The sequence below is a fragment of the Bacillus litorisediminis genome (assembly GCF_022808645.1).
Classification (GTDB): domain Bacteria; phylum Bacillota; class Bacilli; order Bacillales; family JC228; genus Bacillus_BF; species Bacillus_BF litorisediminis.
In genome coordinates this window covers 16894-35847 of sequence record NZ_JAKZKT010000013.1, presented here as the reverse complement: position 1 = coordinate 35847, position 18954 = coordinate 16894, and the positions used below count along the sequence as shown (strand labels likewise).

At 40.3% G+C, this 18954-nt stretch carries 18 protein-coding genes; 17 read left to right on the top strand and 1 reads right to left on the bottom strand.

Translation table 11 applies throughout. The annotated features are described in order from the left end of the window. Nucleotides 1-4 precede the first annotated feature (4 nt). From MLE14_RS08810 to MLE14_RS08795, 4 genes are all read left to right on the top strand, one after another. On the top strand, nucleotides 5-799 hold the full coding sequence (locus MLE14_RS08810; RefSeq protein WP_243297995.1) for a helix-turn-helix domain-containing protein: 795 nt from the start codon (nucleotides 5-7) through the stop codon (nucleotides 797-799). Between the two features lie 96 nt (nucleotides 800-895). Continuing rightward, the gene (locus MLE14_RS08805; RefSeq protein WP_243297994.1) at nucleotides 896-2368 is read left to right on the top strand and encodes a DHA2 family efflux MFS transporter permease subunit; all 1473 of its coding nucleotides are present in this window, start codon (nucleotides 896-898) and stop codon (nucleotides 2366-2368) included. A gap of 165 nt (nucleotides 2369-2533) precedes the next feature. Further along, nucleotides 2534-3298 (top strand): DUF2087 domain-containing protein, encoded by a 765-nt coding sequence (locus MLE14_RS08800; protein ID WP_243297993.1) that lies wholly within the window; start codon nucleotides 2534-2536, stop codon nucleotides 3296-3298. A 295-nt stretch (nucleotides 3299-3593) separates the two neighbouring features. Then, on the top strand, nucleotides 3594-4388 hold the full coding sequence (locus MLE14_RS08795; protein ID WP_243297992.1) for a LysM peptidoglycan-binding and 3D domain-containing protein: 795 nt from the start codon (nucleotides 3594-3596) through the stop codon (nucleotides 4386-4388). 63 nt (nucleotides 4389-4451) lie between these two features. On the opposite strand, the gene MLE14_RS08790 is transcribed toward MLE14_RS08795, so the two are convergent. After that, nucleotides 4452-4946, bottom strand: coding sequence for a GNAT family N-acetyltransferase (locus MLE14_RS08790; protein WP_243297991.1), 495 nt, complete (start codon nucleotides 4944-4946; stop codon nucleotides 4452-4454). A 215-nt stretch (nucleotides 4947-5161) separates the two neighbouring features. On the opposite strand from MLE14_RS08790, the gene MLE14_RS08785 reads away from it, so the two are divergent. The 13 genes from MLE14_RS08785 (at nucleotide 5162) to MLE14_RS08725 (ending at nucleotide 18941) form a co-directional block, all read left to right on the top strand. Beyond that, on the top strand, nucleotides 5162-6505 hold the full coding sequence (locus MLE14_RS08785; RefSeq protein ID WP_243297990.1) for a hypothetical protein: 1344 nt from the start codon (nucleotides 5162-5164) through the stop codon (nucleotides 6503-6505). After that, on the top strand, nucleotides 6454-7194 hold the full coding sequence (locus MLE14_RS08780) for a sensor histidine kinase (RefSeq protein ID WP_243297989.1): 741 nt from the start codon (nucleotides 6454-6456) through the stop codon (nucleotides 7192-7194). Before MLE14_RS08785 ends, MLE14_RS08780 begins: the two co-directional genes overlap by 52 nt. A 19-nt stretch (nucleotides 7195-7213) precedes the next feature. Beyond that, entirely contained in the window at nucleotides 7214-7861 is a 648-nt protein-coding gene (locus tag MLE14_RS08775; RefSeq protein WP_243297988.1) for a response regulator transcription factor, read from the top strand. Between the two features lie 115 nt (nucleotides 7862-7976). After that, the gene (locus MLE14_RS08770) at nucleotides 7977-8636 is read left to right on the top strand and encodes a hypothetical protein (protein ID WP_243297987.1); all 660 of its coding nucleotides are present in this window, start codon (nucleotides 7977-7979) and stop codon (nucleotides 8634-8636) included. A gap of 82 nt (nucleotides 8637-8718) precedes the next feature. Next, nucleotides 8719-9480 carry a hypothetical protein gene (locus tag MLE14_RS08765; RefSeq protein WP_243297986.1) on the top strand — a complete coding sequence of 254 codons (762 nt, stop codon included), beginning with the start codon at nucleotides 8719-8721 and terminating at the stop codon, nucleotides 9478-9480. Nucleotides 9481-9512: 32 nt separating this feature from the next. After that, the gene (locus tag MLE14_RS08760) at nucleotides 9513-9743 is read left to right on the top strand and encodes an aminoglycoside 6-adenylyltransferase (protein ID WP_313897606.1); all 231 of its coding nucleotides are present in this window, start codon (nucleotides 9513-9515) and stop codon (nucleotides 9741-9743) included. Between the two features lie 97 nt (nucleotides 9744-9840). Then, complete coding sequence (pfkB, locus tag MLE14_RS08755) at nucleotides 9841-10758, top strand: 1-phosphofructokinase (protein ID WP_243297984.1); 918 nt, start codon at nucleotides 9841-9843, stop codon at nucleotides 10756-10758. Between the two features lie 125 nt (nucleotides 10759-10883). Beyond that, on the top strand, nucleotides 10884-11333 hold the full coding sequence (locus MLE14_RS08750; protein WP_243297983.1) for a cupredoxin domain-containing protein: 450 nt from the start codon (nucleotides 10884-10886) through the stop codon (nucleotides 11331-11333). 302 nt (nucleotides 11334-11635) lie between these two features. Beyond that, nucleotides 11636-11884, top strand: a complete 249-nt coding sequence (locus MLE14_RS08745; protein WP_243297982.1) for a CsbA family protein — start codon at nucleotides 11636-11638, stop codon at nucleotides 11882-11884. A 198-nt stretch (nucleotides 11885-12082) separates the two neighbouring features. Next, complete coding sequence (gene uvrB, locus MLE14_RS08740; RefSeq protein ID WP_243297981.1) at nucleotides 12083-14062, top strand: excinuclease ABC subunit UvrB; 1980 nt, start codon at nucleotides 12083-12085, stop codon at nucleotides 14060-14062. Between the two features lie 7 nt (nucleotides 14063-14069). After that, nucleotides 14070-16943, top strand: coding sequence for an excinuclease ABC subunit UvrA (uvrA, locus tag MLE14_RS08735; RefSeq protein WP_243297980.1), 2874 nt, complete (start codon nucleotides 14070-14072; stop codon nucleotides 16941-16943). 414 nt (nucleotides 16944-17357) lie between these two features. Then, nucleotides 17358-18527, top strand: coding sequence for a DUF4097 family beta strand repeat-containing protein (locus tag MLE14_RS08730; RefSeq protein WP_243297979.1), 1170 nt, complete (start codon nucleotides 17358-17360; stop codon nucleotides 18525-18527). 54 nt (nucleotides 18528-18581) lie between these two features. After that, entirely contained in the window at nucleotides 18582-18941 is a 360-nt protein-coding gene (locus MLE14_RS08725; RefSeq protein WP_243297978.1) for a phage holin family protein, read from the top strand. The last annotated feature ends 13 nt before the right edge of the window (nucleotides 18942-18954 follow it).

Sequence of the window (18954 nt, the reverse complement as noted above, 5' to 3'; positions counted from 1 at the left end):
AATTATGACTTACCCATATTCGGAGATAGACGAGGCTATTACATATATTCATCAAAATATCAATGAGACCCTCTCGCTAACCCAATTGGCTAATCATGTCGCCTATAGTCCGTATCATTTTACTCGTATTTTTAAAGAAAGAGTCGGACTCTCACCGCTATACTATGTTTCTTCCCTGCGACTGCAAAAGGCAAAAGAATTGTTATTACGAACTGATTTGAGTGTAAGAGATATTGGGCTGGAGATTGGTCAACAAAGTCTGGGAACGTTCACATCTCGTTTTACTGAACGAGTTGGTATGTCACCGTCCCAGTTTCGAAATTCAGTCTTACAAGCAGAGGATCATTTCCAATCATTGAAAAGTCTTAGCAATTGGCGAACATCCAATCCTGCTGAAACCCGACTGGCTAGAATTGAAGGGACTGTCCAATCTGAGCTTCCTTTTCAGGGGGTTATATTAATTGGTTTATTTCCTAAACCGATTCCTGAAGGTCCCCCTAACTATGGAACACTACTTCCTTCTTTGGGAAATTTTTGTTTTAAAAACGTGAAACCAGGTATTTATTATTTAATGGCAACATCAGTCTCTTGGGGGATGCAATCCACGGATATCTTGCTTCCGTATAATACTTTGCGCGCCCGATTGAAGGAGCCGATCATCGTTGATCCCCATACTTCTGTATTACATCGAACTGTCACGCTTCACACTCCTCGTATGGACGATCCTCCCATCCTGATTTCCCTGCCTTTGCTGATGAATAATTTTCTTAAACGCGTTCGCCAATATAGCAATCGATAAGAAATGAAATGAAATGTTACGTGATAAGATAATAAGGTGTGACAAAATCATTGAAAACACACAAAACTTAATTTACCCGCAAAAGGAGAATTTATGATGTCTAGAGGAAATGCCGGGACATTCGGGAGCAGAGACAACTTTTTGTTGGTCATGATTATGATTCTCGGTGTGTTTGTAGCAATTTTGAATGAAACACTTTTAAACGTAGCATTGACAAAAATTATGGAAGAATTCGGAATTGAACCAAGTACAGCGCAATGGCTGACCACGGGATATCTTCTTGTTATAGGCGTGCTTATACCAGTCACTGCTTATTTAATACAAAGGTTCACGACAAGACGCTTGTTCCTTGGAGCTATGGGCTTATTTACAATCGGGACATTTATAGCAGCTATCGCACCAGGGATCGAATTGCTTATAATCGGAAGACTATTTCAAGCAGCGGGTACAGGGCTGCTCTTTCCTTTACTAACAAATGTGGTATTTTCTATCGTTCCTATTGAAAAAAGGGGTTCGGCCATGGGGACAATTGGAATTGTTATTACGTTTGCGCCTGCGATTGGACCTACTTTATCAGGAATCATTGTTGAACATTTCAGCTGGCGAGTTCTCTTTTACGGCGTTCTGCCAATCGCATTGATTGTTATTATATTCTCATATATGAAGCTCAAAAACGTGACGGAGACAACTAATCCGAAGATTGATCCGTTATCACTTCTGCTTTCAACATTAGGTTTCGGGGGCATTGTGTACGGATTCAGCAGTTCGGGTGAAGGACAAGGGGGTTGGTCGAGCAATGAAGTGCTGATCCAAATTGCAATCGGCGTTGTTTCTTTAGTCCTGTTTACTTGGCGGCAATTGACAATTTCACAACCATTGCTAGATCTAAGCACATTTAAGTACAGGATTTTTAGAATGTCAACCATTATTATGATCATTGTGATGATGGCGATGTTTTCTGCGATGATGCTGCTGCCTATTTTTCTCCAGAATGCGTTGGGGTATAGCCCTTTAGAGGCTGGATTGGTTATGTTGCCAGGCGGAATTGTCATGGGGATTATGTCCCCAATTACAGGCCGTTTATTTGATAAATTCGGTGCCAAGTGGCTGGCACTTATTGGATTAGGGCTGGTCGCAATGACTCTGTGGCAGTTTGCCTTTATTACACTATCAACCCCCTACAGCACGATTATGATCTTCAATACACTATTAATGTTGGGGATTTCGATGGTCATGATGCCTGTTATGACCAATGCTTTGAACGAACTGCCACCTGTATTGTATCCGCACGGCACTGCGATTATCAGTACGCTTCAGCAGGTCGCTGGCGCAGTGGGGACAGCGCTGCTGGTATCCATTATGACCAATCGTTCTGCTCGTTTTATAGAAAATAATATGCTGATGGAAGATGCAGCTGAATTGCGGATTCTCGCGACGGTAGCCGGAATGAAAAGTGCGTTTTTGTTTGGATTTGGACTAGTAGTTACCGCATGGATCATATCAATATTTATAAAACGGCCTATACCGCAAGACCAGAGATTGAAAATTAAGCAGGGTGCTACAAACTGATAAGCGTAAACTGATTTTTAGGCAGACTGAAGACACGAATGGACATTACCAAATATGGGTAATGTCTTATTTTTTTATGGACGGAAAATAATAGTGTTGACAAAACAATAGACAAATTTATATTATGTTTACATAAACATAGACAAAGTGAGGTTGTGTTTGTGAATGGAAGGCGAAGAATGGTTTTGGAGCGCAACGATTGAGGAGCTGGAACATGGATATATCTATGATCAGGAAACAGGTGAATATGTTTGTCTGATTTGCAATCACCGCTTTGAAGACGGGGTGATCTATCCAATGGGTGAGGTCCTATATGAAGCAAGAAAGGCTATTGGTCAGCATATAAAAGATGTTCATCACTCCATATTTGAATATCTTATCAATATGGACAAAAAATACACGGGTCTTTCTGATCATCAAAAAGAGTTGCTCATGTATTTTAAACAAGGGTTATCGGATAAAGAAATTGTTCGTCAACTTAAAGGCGGCAGCACTTCAACTATAAGAAATCATCGGTTCAAGCTAAAAGAAAAAGAGAAACAAGCAAAGGTGTTTCTCGCTATCATGGGACTTTTAAAATCTGAAAAAGAGGAAAGCGCAGAAGAATTTGTTACTTTCCACAAGGGGGCGAAAATGGTGGATGATCGTTATGCGATTACAAAGGAAGAACAAGAAAAGGTGTTAGCAACCTATTTTAAACAGGGGCCGGATGGACCGCTTGATTCTTTTCCAAGTAAAGAAAAGAGAAAGATTATTGTACTTCAGCAGATTTTGAATCGTTTTGATATCAATAAAAAGTATACGGAGCGGGAAGTAAATGAAGTGATTAAAACGGCATATCCTGATTTTGCAACAATCAGGCGTTACTTTATTGAATATGGGTTTATGGAGCGAAATAAAGAATGTACACAATATTGGGTTAAACAATAGTGTACGAAAAAAGCTGTTAGCAAATGATCCTGGCAGCTTTTTTTAGTGCTAGAACATTGGACCCAATTATTCTTTATTGTTATTTCATACTAAACGATTACATTTTGATTTCGATTATGTACAAGCTTTAGGGATTTCCATTCGTTTTTGTGAAAAAGGGACTATACATGCTCGACTCTGTCATATTGTTATGAATCTGTCATTCTAGTCATTAATTTAATACCTCCCCGTTCTTTTTCTGTAAGAAAAATTTGATAAGATGTCCACATAAAAGAACGGCTATAGGAGGAACAATATGAAAAAAAGAGTTTTATCTTTTATGGCATCAGCAGCAATCCTGGCAACAGCCGCTGCCCCTGTTCAGGCAGAACAAGTAGTCGTACATAAAGGAGACACACTTTGGGGTTTTTCCCAACAATACGGGGTTTCCGTCGAATCTATCAAAAAATTAAATAATTTAACAAGTGATCTGATTTACCCAAATGACGTTCTCGAAATATCCCCTTCTAAAACTGTCGTTGTAAAAAAGGGTGATACCTTATGGGGGATTGCACAAGACAATGGGATATGTGTAGAACAATTAATGGAATGGAACAGCCTGACTTCTGATTTAATCCACCCAGGCTTACATTTAACCATTTATACTGACGTACAAAATGATAGAAATCAAGAGACTGAAACAATCAAAACAGAAGGTACGAATACGAAAGAAAATACGAACTCAGAAACTGTCTCACTTAAACAGACATCTACAAGCAACCAAGTTAGCACCACTCAGCAAACAAATGCTGAACCAGAAGGAAAGGAAATTATCGTAGAAGCAACCGCATATACGGCTAGCTGTGAAGGATGTTCAGGTATTACAGCAACTGGCATTAATTTAAAAGAAAACCCAGATGCTAAAGTAATCTCCGTTGACCCATCTGTAATTCCGCTAGGTTCAAAGGTTTATGTTGAAGGATATGGATATGCAACAGCTGCCGATACGGGCGGGGCTATTCAAGGGAACAAAATTGATGTGTTTATCCCTGACTATGAAGAAGCTGTCCAATGGGGCAGAAAACAGGTAAAAGTTACGATTATTGAATAGAAAAAAACAGGGACACGGTAACAGAACCGTGTCTCTGTTTTTTTGTAAATGGTAAGTTTGCCGCTATTGAGTAATCATATATTGATAATTAAGGACATCCTGCCACTCCCCGAATTTATAACCAACCTCTTTAAAACGTCCCATATATTCAAACCCAAATTTTTCGTGCAGCTTAATACTTTCTTCATTTCCAGCGGTGATCCCCGCAATCACTGTGTGATAGCCCAGCTTCTTGGCGCGGCGAAGAATCTCCTTCATAAGAGCACTTCCAATCCCGTATCCCCGGTGCTTAGATGATATATAGATAGATAGTTCGGTAGATTGTGAGTATGCTGGTTTTTCCCTAAACTTGCTCAAACTGCTATATCCGACAACTTCTCCATTTAATTCTGCGACAATGAGAGGATACCTTTCATTGAACTTTTCAAACCACAGCGTTCTTTCTTCCAATGTTTGTTCCTCTAAGTCAAATGTAGCAGTAAGTGTGCGAACCGCTTCATTATAAATTTCAAGCATCGCAGGTAAGTCATTTAAAACTGCCTCTCTAATATGAAGCATGTGGATTCCTCCTGTAATATTATGATAATCCCGTTAGTAGCCGATAATAAATTTTTAATCCTAATTATAGATGAAACTCCATAAATGAAATAGTGTTTTTTGATGCGATCGGAATAAAGGAATTTTTCGGTAGAAAATAGAACTCATCAAAGGATGTAATAGGATGATGTCGCATAATGATGTAACAAAAACAAATTGAATGTAGGAGAATCGGAATGAGGGTTTGCAATTATTATTTAAAACAATGGTTGCCTAAGATGATTTGGGTCGTAATGGCTTCCCTAAGTTTGTATCTATTTTTCTTAGATTTCCCTGTTCGTCTAGACTCTTACCAAACCGTTTGTGACGCCCCAAATAATGGCTGTTTGGAAACGAGTCAGCTCACTGTAAAGGAAGTAAATCAATTAGAGGAAATGGGACTTTCTCTTAAATCGTATACGGGATTTAGAATTGCACTGGACATTATCGAGGGACTTGTATTTTTCGTGATTTCAGGTTTGCTTCTTTTTCGAAAAGAAAGCATGGTTTTTAATCTGTACGTTGCCTTGGTGTTCCTTTCCTTAGGTGCTGGAATTTCGCTGTCTTTTCCAGAACAATTCCCAGAGTGGACGATTTTTTATCATTTCATTAGCATTTTTGGGGGAACCTACCTGATTTTATTCCTCATTTTGCCTGATGGGAAATTTGTTCCAAGCTGGTCCCTGTTAGCGGCGCTTTTATGGATAGTTGCAGGTGCCGGTACACTTTATCTTCCCGGGAGCTTTATAGATATAGAGACGTGGCCGATCTGGACCAGTATTGTTACTTGGGTTATCCTTCACCTCATTCTTGTATTCTCTCAAATCTATCGTTATATAAAAAAATCGGATCGGATTCAGCGCCAGCAAATGAAATGGTATCTATACAGTATAGCCATGTATTTTATAGCATTATTATGTTTAAACTTTATCGGACCGTTAGGTGTTACCTTAAAATTTGCAACTGAGCTGTTTTATACAGCAAGTTCAATCTTGATTCCAATCTCTATTGGGTTTGCTATTTTTAAATATAAACTTTGGGATATTAATGTAGTTATTCATCGAACTATTCTTTATGGGGCACTCAGTTTATTTGTAATATTGTTCTATGTCCTGATGGTTGGTTTATTAAGCCTTTTTTTTCAATCTGAAGATAATCTTCTTGCTTCTATAATTACGGCCGGAATTATTGCCGTCTGTTTCCAGCCATTAAAAGACAGGCTTCAATCCATTGTAAATCGGCTTATATTCGGAGACAGGGATAATCCCTATAAGATATTAAATCAATTAAACTCGATTCTGGAAGCATCGAAAAGTACCGATCACGTTCTTCCGCTGGTTGTAAAAACATTATCGCAAGCATTAAAAATTCCTTACGTAGCCGTTCAATTAAATGAAAGAGGCTCTAACCAGATTGTTGCCTCAATAGGAGAAGCACAGGAAGCAGGAGTGGAGATACCCTTGCTTCATCAAGGACAGAAGCTTGGACATTGCTGCTTTCTCATCGTTCTTCTGCTGAACCTTTTAGCAAGGCAGATTTAAAAGTGCTGCATGACATGGCAAGGCAAGTGGGGATCGTTTCCCATTCCATTCTTCTTTATAAGGATTTACAATGGTCCAGGCAAAAACTTGTCAATGCACGTGAAGAAGAACGGCGCAGGCTGCGCAGAGATTTACACGATGGGCTAGGGCCAAGTCTGGCAAGCCTCGCCATCAAAATAGATGTTGCTCAAAGTATTATGGACCAAGACCCTTTCAAATCACAAAAACTTTTAATAGAAATGGATTCACAAATTAAACAATTGATTCAAGATATCCGAAGACTTGTTTACTCCTTAAGACCATCTACCTTAGATGAACTTGGACTCTTATCTGCGATCCGAGAACTGGCTTCCCAGTATAAAATGGGTCCGATTCACTTTATAGTACAGGGACCCGAATCATGTCCTCCTCTTCCTGCTGCAGTAGAAGTAGCTGTATTTCGAATCGTTCAGGAAGCTATTACAAATGTAGTTCGTCATTCTGGCGCAAAACAGTGCATAATCGATATTACACTTGATAAGACGCTTCTGCTTACTGTTATAGATGATGGACTTGGGCTTTCTGATAACCTTCAATTTGGAATTGGAATTAAGTCGATGAAGGAGCGGGCAGAAGAGCTTGGAGGAAGTTTTTATGTTCATTCACCGTCGGCTGGCGGAACGGAGATTAAAGCAGAGCTGCCTATATAAGATAGAAAGGAAATCCAATATGATTAAGGTTTTGGTAGTAGATGATCATCCTTTATTTCGTGAAGGGATCTCGACCCTTCTGCAATCAACAGAAGATGCTGAGTTGATTGGCGAAGCAACAAACGGAGAAGAAGCGATTGAGATGGCAGTTAAGCTAAGACCTGATGTGATTTTAATGGACTTAAATTTGCCTAAAAAGAACGGAATCGAAGCAACCCGTCGTATCACGAAACAATTTCCTGAAATCAGCGTGTTGGTTTTAACAATGTTTGATGATGATGATTCAGTATTTGCAGCCCTAAAAGCAGGTGCAAAGGGTTATTTATTAAAAGGGGCTAATCGTGCTGAAACGATTAGGGCCATCCAAGCGGTTGCCAATGGAGAGTCCATCTTTAGCCCGGCCATTGCTGGAAGGCTGCTTCAATTTTTTAAAGGATTTCAGCCAGTCCCTTCCACTATTTTTCCTCAGTTAACGGAGCGTGAAAGAGATATTCTGGAACTCATCGTTGAAGGCAAAGAAAATGCTGAGATTTCAAAGAAATTAGGGATTGCGTTAAAAACGGTACGAAATCATATCTCTAATATTTACAGCAAGCTTCAGGTTGCAGATCGTGCAGCAGCAATTGCTCAAGCAAAAAATGAAGGAATGGGAAGAAAGGAATACTGATTCCCGGAGTGGCCCCAAAAAGTTCCCGACCTATGCGGGTAACGACTCCCATGACAATGGGAAAACCTGGATGATATTTTTGAATAGAAAAATGTCATGTAAAGGGGCTAGTATAATGCAAATATCTCAAAAATTCTTTAGTTTTACAGGGTATTTAATCGTAATTGGGGCGTTGATTAGTGCGGTTGGTAATGCGTTAAAGCCGTTGGAGCCTGCCACCCAAGAGGGGATTGAGTCTTTTATTTCAAGGTCATTGCTTTCAGACACGCTTTTGATTGCGGGAGTGCCTTTAGTTATTTTGGGTTTAGCGGGTTTGTTTCTTCGCCAATCTCCTAAACTGCCTAAATGGGGGTGGGTCGGATATGTGTTAACAGGAATCGGCTTAATTTACGTAGATATTGTTCAGCCTGTCATTCGGCTCGTCGCGTATCCTATTGTTTTAACTGATGCAAGGACCGAGGAAGAGATTTATAATGCAGTCACGACGATATACGATCAGGATCCTTTTGGCTATATGTTTCCGCTTCTCATCATGAGTTTAATAGGTCCTATTTGGTCAGCGGTTAGCTTTTGGAAAGCAAAGGTTTTTCCAGTTTGGATGGCTATTATGATGCTTATGATTTTACCATTGTTTATCATTTCTCCAATGCTCGGTTTCGATAATTTTCCTGTATATGTATATGTTGTAATCGGAATTTACGGATATAAACTGATTTCAGATAAAAGTGCGGTAGAGAATAACGTCCCTGATCAGCCCGCAGTAGTAACTAAATAACTAAACCTTTAGAAAGTGCTCGTGAAGAACGGGCACTTTTTGTATAATTTAGGCAATAGGATGGGTTTTAGGAGGAACTTAAATGCTGCCAACCTCTGAAATTTTAGCAACTTGGAAAAAATTTGATGATTTTCCGATGGATACGTTAACGAAGGCATGGTACTACCATCAATCAGATGGAAAAAAGCAGCGCAGTGTGGAATTAATGAGGGAGCATCGAAGCAAGCTTGGTGTGACAGGAAATTGCTTTGATCTGGCATTTTGGCTGCTGGATGAATTCAAAAAAGACGGTGTGGTTGCGTATCCAGTTGGTCATGACATCGATAATGACGGTGCCCATGTAGCCGTGCTGGCGGTTAATGAAAAGGGAAATCGGTTTTTATGTGATTTAGGTGATCAGTGGCTGACTCCGATTCTAATAGATTCGAACAGTGAGGATTTTTCGGAAGAGGTTCTAAGCGGATTCTTTCCAGGAGCAAAAGTGCAGGTCAAAACTGTGGAGCGGGGGATTGAAGTTTTGTACCACCGGCCAAATGGAAAGATTTCAAAGCAGACCTACAATTTAGAGCCAATTCCGCCAGATGTGCTGTTGAATGCTGCTGAGAGGTCGCAAAACAATATTTACCCCAAACCCCTGTTAGAATGCAGGCTTCCATATAAAAACGAAATAGCACATTGGGAATTTTACAATTGGGAGAGTTTTTTAAGCACTAATCACGGACTGTATCCTGATTCCCCATTAAGCACTGTTGATGCATGGGTGGAAAGAATCCATCAAAAGACTGGATATGACAGGAAGTTTTTGTATGATTCTTTGAAAATATATCGGGATCTAGGGGAATGATGAAAAAAATTGGATAAGAGGTATAGGGATGAATATGGTTTTTTGAAGAGCATGTGAGTTCGGCGGTTTTGGAAAAACTAAAATTGGTTTACTCACACTACGAAGAAAGTGATATCTGGCAGGCTCTGCGCGAAACTATGAATCTGTATCGGGAGCTTGCCGTTGATACAGCTAGCAAGCTAGGAATCGAATATCCTCATTTAGCAGATCAAATGGCTGCTCAATTGGTTAGAAAGTTTGATAACGAGTACCAAGCTGATTGAATTAAAATGAAATTAATTGAGACAGAACCACCTAAACTTGACCTGAAAGATGTAAAAATGATTGAATGTCATTAAATCAGGTAAAAGGTGTGACAAAATGATTTATACATGTACGTTAAACCCTTCGATTGATTATGTGGTTGAGATTGAAGAAGTCATCATGGGAGATTTAAACCGCGCGCAAAAGACTTCCTTTTATCCAGGCGGAAAGGGAATAAATGTATCCCGTGTATTGCGAAATCTTGGGCTACCCTCAACAGCACTTGGTTTTGCAGGCGGTTTTACCGGAAAATTTATTCAAGATTTCTTAGAACATGAGGGGATTCAACATTCTTTTGTGGAACATGAGGAACCGACTCGGGTGAATATTAAGCTAAAAACCGATGAGGAAACTGAAATTAACGGACGGGGTCCGCAAATCACGGAGGAACAGCAAAAGCGTCTGCTGGAACAAATTGCAGCGATTACACCTCATGATGTGTTAGTATTAGCCGGGAGTTTGCCGCCTTCATTACCGGTATCGTTTTATGAAGAGGTGGCCGCTTATTGCAAAAATAAAGAGATTCCTTTTGTGGCGGATACAGGCGGAATCGTACTTAAACGCTTATTGTCCTATAACCCTATTTTAATCAAGCCGAATCAGCATGAGTTGGGAGACCTGCTCCATACTAAGATACATACGATCGAGGATGTTCTCCAGAATGGTGAGGCTTTATTGGAACAAGGCCCGGAAAATATTATGGTGACATTGGGCGGGCATGGAGCGGTTTTTATGAATAAAAAAGTTAAAGCTGTTGCGACTGTTCCAAAAGGGAAATTGAAGAATTCAGTAGGGGCAGGAGATTCGACGGTTGCAGGTTTTTTAGCGGTTTATCAGCAAACGGGCGATGTGTTGGAAGCATTTAAGACTGCCGTTGCATGCGGGAGTGCCACTGCTTTTTCGGACGACTTATGTACAAAAGCTGAAGTAGAGCATTTATTGCCTCAGGTTCAAATACATATCATAAAAAAATGACGCATGAAATACACAGGGCGTCATTTATTTTTTTAAAGAAATAATAAATTCTTGTAAAAAATAGACAAGTATTCCCTACTATCGTGCATATGCTTGTACTAGAACATTTCTAGGAGGATGAGGGTATGCGCTTTTTGGTATTAACGAAAAAAAGTCTAGTGACGGGCTTTGCGGTACTAGTGCTCGCATTAATTGGATCATTTCTATTTTTAATGAGTTCAGACGATGAGCCTGTATTTGGATTCTTACAGACATCCAATGAAGAGGTGAGAGACATTCACCTGATTACAGCTGAGTTTAAGACGACAACACCAGATGGAAAGGAAATGGAAGCCTATCGCTGGGATCCGGGAACTATTTTTATTGAAAAAGGCGAAAAGGTTAATTTGAAGCTCTACGGGATTAATGGAATGGAGCATCCTTTTTATATCGAAGGGACTGATATAAAAGGAACCGTAAGAAAAGGGGAAGAGACTGTAGTATCTGTTCAATTCGACGAGGAAGGTGTATATAAGCTCATTTGTACGACGCACCAGGGTCATGCGCCAATGGTTGGTTATATTATTGTTGATTAGTATTTTTACTAAAAAGGATGAGGTGTAAGCGCCTCGTCCTTTTTATGTTTATTCGGGCTTAAGGTACATATACGAAAACATCCTTATTTTAGGCGGAAAAATGGGCTCTAAAAAGCGGCCACAGTGACCAAAATTAGGGTGTAGGCGAAAAAACGGTCTCTGACAAACCTCATCATTGACCCAAATTAGGTTGTAAACAATCATTCCCAAATCCCTCTTGCTTTTATTTCAATGAGAAAACCATTATAATAGGAAGCAATCATGATAGACGGCTTTTAAATTATAAATTTTGAGGGATCCCTATGGTTGAAAAAGTGATAGCCGCTCTGTTTTTGCCAGCTTTGTTAGTTGTCCTTTTTTCGAGAATCACATATAGCTCTGTTGTTGGTCTTATCGTTACGGTCGCTCTCATCACTGCATCAGCTTATAAAGGTTTTACACACACCTGGTATGTCAATGTGATTGATGCAGTTTCGCTGACGGTTGGATTTTGGTATGCACGCAAAATGCTGTACGATTTAAAAAATAAACCAAGGGAAGAAGAGATGTAGGAGAGGTATTCCATCTAAAGGAAGGGCCTCTTTTTCATTTGCGATTTGTTGAATGTGGCTTTTTTTAAAAATGTCGAACATATATTCGATTTAGGTATGGTTATTTATAGATAGTTTGTGGTAGAATGAAAAATATGTAAAAAGAACGTATGCTCGTCTGTTTAAGGGTTCAGGGTGTTTAAGATAGGAGGTATGTCAGTGAAAGATCAGTTTCAGCTTGTATCGAAGTATCAGCCTCAGGGAGACCAGCCGGAAGCTATCCGCAAGTTAGTCGAAGGAATCCAGCAGGGGAAAAAACACCAGACTTTGCTGGGGGCAACTGGAACAGGAAAAACCTTTACTGTTTCCAATGTGATTCAGGAAGTTAATAAGCCAACTCTAGTTATAGCCCATAATAAGACGCTGGCTGGTCAGCTATACAGCGAGTTTAAAGAATTTTTCCCGAATAATGCCGTTGAATATTTTGTCAGTTACTATGATTATTATCAGCCAGAAGCCTATGTTCCGCAAACCGATACCTTTATCGAAAAAGATGCAAGTATTAATGATGAAATTGATAAGCTGCGGCACTCCGCCACCTCTGCTTTGTTTGAACGAAAAGATGTCATTATTATTGCGAGTGTATCTTGTATTTATGGTTTGGGTTCTCCAGAGGAATATAGTGAGCTTGTCTTGTCACTTCGAAATGGGATGGAGATTGAGCGAAATCAATTACTTCATAAGCTGGTAGACATCCAATACACGAGAAACGATATTGATTTCCGGCGGGGAACATTTCGGGTCCGCGGCGATGTCGTTGAAATTTTTCCGGCTTCAAGAGATGAGCACTGTATTCGGGTTGAATTTTTCGGGGACGAAATCGAACGTATCCGTGAAGTCGACGCTCTTACTGGGGAAATTTTAGGTGACCGGGATCATGTGGCAATCTTTCCTGCATCTCACTTCGTTACGCGTGAAGAGAAAATGAAATTGGCGATTGAAAATATTGAAAAAGAGTTACAGGAACGACTTGCGGAACTTCGCGCAGAGAATAGACTGTTAGAAGCTCAACGTTTAGAGCAAAGAACGAAGTATGACCTGGAAATGATGAGGGAAATGGGCTTTTGTTCAGGGATTGAAAACTACTCGCGACATCTGACATTGCGTCCGCCGGGGTCTACTCCGTATACACTTCTAGACTATTTTCCTGATGACTTTTTACTGGTAGTGGATGAATCGCATGTGACGCTTCCGCAGATTCGCGGGATGTTTAACGGGGACCAAGCCCGAAAACAGGTACTGGTTGACCATGGTTTCCGTCTTCCATCAGCGATGGATAACCGTCCGCTCAGATTTGAAGAGTTTGAGAAAAGGGTCAATCAGGCAATCTATGTTTCTGCTACACCAGGACCATATGAACAAGAACATTGCCCAATCATGATTGAACAGATTATTCGTCCAACAGGACTGCTTGATCCGACGATTGATGTCCGCCCAATTGAAGGACAAATTGATGATCTCATTGGTGAGATCCAAGAACGGGTGAAAAAGAATGAGAGAGTTCTCGTTACTACGTTAACGAAAAAAATGGCAGAAGACTTGACGACCTATTTGAAGGAGGTCGGAATTAAAGTTCGTTATCTCCATTCTGAAATTAAGACCCTAGAAAGAATTGAAATTATCCGTGAATTGCGGCTTGGGGTTTTTGATGTTCTCGTAGGCATTAACCTTCTAAGAGAAGGTTTAGATATTCCGGAAGTGTCGCTTGTCGCAATTTTAGATGCTGATAAAGAAGGATTTTTACGTTCCGAGCGATCATTAATTCAAACGATTGGCCGGGCTGCCCGGAATGCCAACGGACATGTTATTATGTACGCGGATAACATGACTGATTCGATGAAGAAAGCAATAGATGAAACGATGCGGAGACGAACTATTCAAGAGGAATACAACCGGAAGCACGGGATTACTCCGCAGACGATTCAAAAAGGCATCCGCGATGTTATTCGTGCAACCTACGCAGCTGAAGAACAGGAAGGATACAAACCAGCAGAACCGAAGAAGCAGCTGTCTAAGGCTGAACGTGTAAAATTAATCGAGAATTTAGAAAAGGAAATGAAGGAAGCTGCCAAGGCACTGAATTTCGAGCGGGCAGCCGAGCTTCGCGATTTAGTATTAGAGTTGAAAGCGGAAGGATGATCTTTTCATGGCGAAGGATCAAATTATCGTCAAAGGGGCAAGAGCCCATAATTTAAAAAATATAGATGTCACCATTCCAAGAGATCAATTAGTTGTGCTGACAGGACTTTCAGGATCAGGAAAGTCCTCGCTGGCATTTGATACGATTTATGCAGAGGGTCAGCGCCGCTATGTAGAATCTTTATCTGCATATGCCAGACAATTTTTAGGGCAAATGGACAAACCGGATGTTGATACGATTGAAGGACTATCGCCTGCGATTTCGATTGATCAGAAAACAACGAGCCGAAATCCCAGATCTACTGTAGGAACGGTTACAGAGGTCTACGACTATTTGCGTTTACTTTATGCAAGAATCGGAAGGCCGATCTGTCCGAATCATGGGATTGAAATTACTTCGCAAACGATTGAACAGATGGTAGACCGGATTATGTCCTATCCGGAGCGGACTAAACTGCAGATCCTTGCACCGATTGTTTCTGGCCGAAAAGGCACACATGTCAAAACACTAGAAGACATTAAAAAACAAGGGTATGTCCGAGTTCGCGTCAATGGGGAAATTTACGACCTCAGCGATGACATTACATTAGACAAGAATAAAAAGCATTCAATCGAAGTGATTGTAGACCGGATTGTAGTTAAGGAAGGCGTCACTTCACGGCTGGCTGATTCATTGGAAGCTGCCCTCAAATTAGGCGATGGAAAAGTGCTGGTTGATGTAATCGGCCAGGAAGAGCTGCTTTTTAGCGAACATCATGCCTGTCCACATTGCGGATTCTCTATCGGAGAATTGGAACCGCGGATGTTTTCTTTTAACAGCCCATTCGGTGCTTGCCCAGATTGTGATGGACTAGGTACGAAGCTTGAAGTGGATGAAGAGTTAGTCATTCCTGACTGGGACCTTACACTTAACCAAAATGCTATAGCAGCCTGGGAGCCGACTAGTTCACAATACTATCCACAGCTTCTGGCTGCAGTTTGTCAGCATTACGGAATTGATATGGATATTCCGGTCAAAGATATTCCAAAACATTTGATGGATAAAGTTTTGTATGGCTCAAAAGGCGATAAAATATATTTTCGATATGAAAATGATTTTGGACAGGTCCGAGAAAACTATATTGAATTCGAAGGTGTCATCGGGAATATAGAAAGACGTTTCCGTGAGACAACCTCAGATTACATCCGTGAACAGCTTGAACAATATATGGCGCAGCAGCCATGTCCTACCTGTAATGGACATCGCCTTAAGCAAGAAAGTCTTGCTGTTAAGGTCCAGGGACTCCATATCGGAGAAGTTGCCACCATGTCGATTACAGAGGCCCTTTCCTTTTTTGACAGTCTAACCCTGACTGAAAAGGAAATGATGATTGCCCAGCTTATTTTAAGAGAAATTAAAGAAAGACTAGGATTTTTAGTGAATGTAGGGTTAGACTATTTAACCTTAAGACGTGCTGCCGGAACGTTATCTGGTGGTGAAGCACAGCGGATTCGCTTGGCTACCCAGATCGGATCGAGACTGACAGGAGTTCTTTATATTTTGGACGAACCGTCAATTGGCCTTCATCAGCGGGACAATGACCGTTTGATTGAAACCTTAAAAAATATGAGGGATATCGGGAACACACTTATTGTTGTGGAACACGATGAAGATACGATGCTTGCTGCTGACTATTTAATCGATGTTGGACCTGGAGCAGGCGTACACGGCGGGCAAATTGTGTCTGCGGGTACGCCAGAGGAAGTGATGAACGATGAAAACTCGTTAACCGGACAATATTTATCCGGGAAAAAGTTCATTCCTCTCCCTGACGTAAGACGAAAGCCTGATGGACGCTTTATCGAGGTTGTGGGAGCGAGTGAAAACAATCTTAAAAATGTGAATGTAAAGTTTCCGTTAGGTACGTTTACGGTTGTGACAGGTGTATCTGGTTCCGGAAAGAGTACATTAATAAACGAAATCCTATATAAAGCACTTGCATCAAAACTGTATAAACAATCAAAGGTGAGACCTGGAGAGCACAAAAAGGTAAAAGGAATCGAACATTTGGATAAAATTATTGATATTGATCAATCTCCTATTGGCCGTACTCCGCGTTCCAATCCGGCAACCTATACAGGCGTGTTTGACGATATCCGTGATGTTTTTGCACAAACCAATGAGGCAAAGGTACGGGGATACAAAAAAGGCCGCTTCAGTTTCAATGTTAAAGGCGGAAGATGTGAGGCTTGCCGCGGGGACGGAATTATCAAAATCGAGATGCACTTCTTGCCAGATGTGTATGTTCCATGTGAGGTTTGTCATGGAAAACGCTATAACCGTGAAACATTAGATGTAAAATATAAGGGGAAAAATATTTCTGAAGTATTAGATATGACCGTAGAGGATTCTCTTGAATTCTTTGAAAATATCCCAAAAATTCACCGGAAGCTGCAAACGATTGCCGATGTAGGTCTCGGCTATATGCGTTTAGGACAACCGGCTACCACCCTTTCCGGCGGGGAAGCCCAAAGGGTAAAGCTTGCGTCTGAGCTGCATCGACGTTCAACAGGTCGCTCTTTGTATATTTTGGATGAACCTACAACAGGTCTGCACGTTTATGACATTGCCCGGCTGCTCGAAGTTCTGCAGCGCTTAGTGGATAATGGAGATACCGTTCTGATTATTGAACATAATCTCGATGTGATTAAGGCCGCCGATTATATTATTGATCTTGGTCCAGAGGGCGGAGATAAAGGTGGCACCATTGTTGCAACCGGAACGCCTGAAGAGGTCGCCAATAATGAAAAATCTCATACTGGCCGCTATTTAAAGCCTATCTTAGAACGGGATCAGATCCGCATGAAAAAATTAATTCAGGAATCCGAAGTTTATTCCTGAAAGACGCATAAAGATAACTGCTCTTAAAATAGAAGGGCAGTTATTTTTTTACAATTTAAGTATAAAATTTAGCAAAGAAGTAAATTCGACTCAGTCAAAATTTTCAGGAATAAAGTATGATGGGCAGGAGACATGAGTCAAGCGATACATTAGGACGTGGCGTTTCGAGCGTGATAAGTGCAACTAGGCAAGTGCCGAAAGGCTTTGCGCTAGCTATGTTTTTTTTATAGGAGAAACTTCTTCGCGATTTAATCGTATGTATAGAGAGAGCAGATTATAGCAATAAAGCATAAAATTACGTCTACATACGTAAGAGGACTCATGCTAGCGACTGATTTTTTATTGAAGCTGATTGCTATACTTTAGATAGATCTGATTTATAGGTTTTATACAGAAAACTGGGAGGGAAACCAAATGAAAGAAGAAAGAAAGCGGATATTAAAAATGGTTGAGAAGGGGACTATTACAGTTGAGGAAGGCTTAATGCTTCTTGAAAAGCTAGAGGAACAGTATAATGGGAAAAATAAAGCTTATAGCCCTGCTTCTGAACACGCTGCTCCTAAAATCTATACTGATTTAGATAAACAGGATCCTTTTTTTGACGATGAAAAGTATACAAAGGATGCCAACAAGCAGTACACATCCAGCCAATCATTTCAGCAGGCGAAAAATAAACTTTTTGACTTTGTCGATCAGGCTGTAAAGAAAATAAAAGAAATTGATTTTGATCTGCAATGGATCAAAGGAGTTGAAATCACACATATTTTTCAGCATACAGATGCTCAAATTTCTGAGGTGGAAATAGATATTCCTTATGGTTCTCTTGAAATTATTCCTTGGGATGAAAAGGACATAAGATTGGAATGTCAAGCGAAGGTATATAAGGTAGACGATCAGGATGAAGCAAGAAATGTCTTTTTAAAGAGTTCCATATTTGCTGTGAAGGATGGAAGATTGCGCTTTGTTTCTCAGCCGAAGATATTAAAAGTTGATGCGGTGGCTTATATCCCAAAACAGCAGTATGAATCGATTTGGGTAAAACTGATGAATGGGCCAATAAAAGCAGAATCGATTCTTGCCAATAAAACGATTTTAAAATCAGTGAATGGCCAAATCGTTGTAGAAGGCATTCGCGGAAAGCATTTAGATGCTGAGTCAACGAATGGATCTATCACTTTAAATTCCTGCTTTCTTGAAACCTTAGAGAGCGAGTCGATTAATGGAAAGTTGACGGCAATTGGAGAATTTAATAAAGTGGATATGCAGTGTTTAAATGGCAGTGTCACTTGTGATGTGAAAAACTCAGATGTTCATACAGTCAGGCTGAAGGCTGGAACAGGAAGCATCCATCTGACAGTACCGGATGATATCGTTGCACAGGGAGAGCTAAAATCCAGTCTTGGAAGCGTTCATGTAAACCTTGAAGCTGATATTCAAGCTGAGAAAAGTGAAGTGTTACAAAAGAAGGTTACCTTCCTTACTGCCAAATCGGGAGAGCCAAAGGCCTATATTTTTGCTGAAGCTAAAACAGGCTCTGTCACAGTAGAAGGAAAGAAAAAAGAAGGAATTAAGATTGAGAAGTAGAAGTGAAGGGTAAGTAATAAAAAAGATTTATAAACTAAAGGGGTTCTTTATACAATGAAGTGGCTTGTTGGAATTATAATTAATGCTGTTATTTTTATCGCATTGGCCGGGTATTTCACGGATGGGCTCTATGTGGAGAGTTTTACTGCCTCCATCATTGCGAGCTTTGTTTTGTCGATTTTAAATATCATAGTTCGGCCAATATTAGTAATTCTGACACTTCCGGTCACTTTTATTACATTAGGATTTTTCCTCTTTGTGATTAATGCAATTACCCTTGTTATAACAGACTCCTTAATGGGTGACGCCTTTGAAATTAGCAGCTTTGGCTTTGCCGTTTTTATAGCCATCTTAATGGCCCTTGCTAATTTAATTATTAATGTGGCAGTAATCAAACCGCTGCAGAAAAAATAGAAATACAAATAGA

Bases quoted from the DNA above. Each gene is read 5' to 3' on its own strand.
- pfkB (WP_243297984.1), top strand. From the start codon at position 9,841: ATGATTTATACATGTACGTTAAACCCTTCGATTGATTATGTGGTTGAG.
- MLE14_RS08795 (WP_243297992.1), top strand. From the start codon at position 3,594: ATGAAAAAAAGAGTTTTATCTTTTATGGCATCAGCAGCAATCCTGGCA.
- MLE14_RS08800 (WP_243297993.1), top strand. From the start codon at position 2,534: ATGGAAGGCGAAGAATGGTTTTGGAGCGCAACGATTGAGGAGCTGGAA.
- MLE14_RS08770 (WP_243297987.1), top strand. From the start codon at position 7,977: ATGCAAATATCTCAAAAATTCTTTAGTTTTACAGGGTATTTAATCGTA.
- MLE14_RS08805 (WP_243297994.1), top strand. From the start codon at position 896: ATGTCTAGAGGAAATGCCGGGACATTCGGGAGCAGAGACAACTTTTTG.
- MLE14_RS08730 (WP_243297979.1), top strand. From the start codon at position 17,358: ATGAAAGAAGAAAGAAAGCGGATATTAAAAATGGTTGAGAAGGGGACT.
- MLE14_RS08775 (WP_243297988.1), top strand. From the start codon at position 7,214: ATGATTAAGGTTTTGGTAGTAGATGATCATCCTTTATTTCGTGAAGGG.
- MLE14_RS08790 (WP_243297991.1), bottom strand. From the start codon at position 4,946: ATGCTTCATATTAGAGAGGCAGTTTTAAATGACTTACCTGCGATGCTT.
- MLE14_RS08750 (WP_243297983.1), top strand. From the start codon at position 10,884: ATGCGCTTTTTGGTATTAACGAAAAAAAGTCTAGTGACGGGCTTTGCG.
- MLE14_RS08725 (WP_243297978.1), top strand. From the start codon at position 18,582: ATGAAGTGGCTTGTTGGAATTATAATTAATGCTGTTATTTTTATCGCA.
- uvrA (WP_243297980.1), top strand. From the start codon at position 14,070: ATGGCGAAGGATCAAATTATCGTCAAAGGGGCAAGAGCCCATAATTTA.
- MLE14_RS08765 (WP_243297986.1), top strand. From the start codon at position 8,719: ATGCTGCCAACCTCTGAAATTTTAGCAACTTGGAAAAAATTTGATGAT.
- MLE14_RS08785 (WP_243297990.1), top strand. From the start codon at position 5,162: ATGAGGGTTTGCAATTATTATTTAAAACAATGGTTGCCTAAGATGATT.
- MLE14_RS08810 (WP_243297995.1), top strand. From the start codon at position 5: ATGACTTACCCATATTCGGAGATAGACGAGGCTATTACATATATTCAT.
- MLE14_RS08745 (WP_243297982.1), top strand. From the start codon at position 11,636: ATGGTTGAAAAAGTGATAGCCGCTCTGTTTTTGCCAGCTTTGTTAGTT.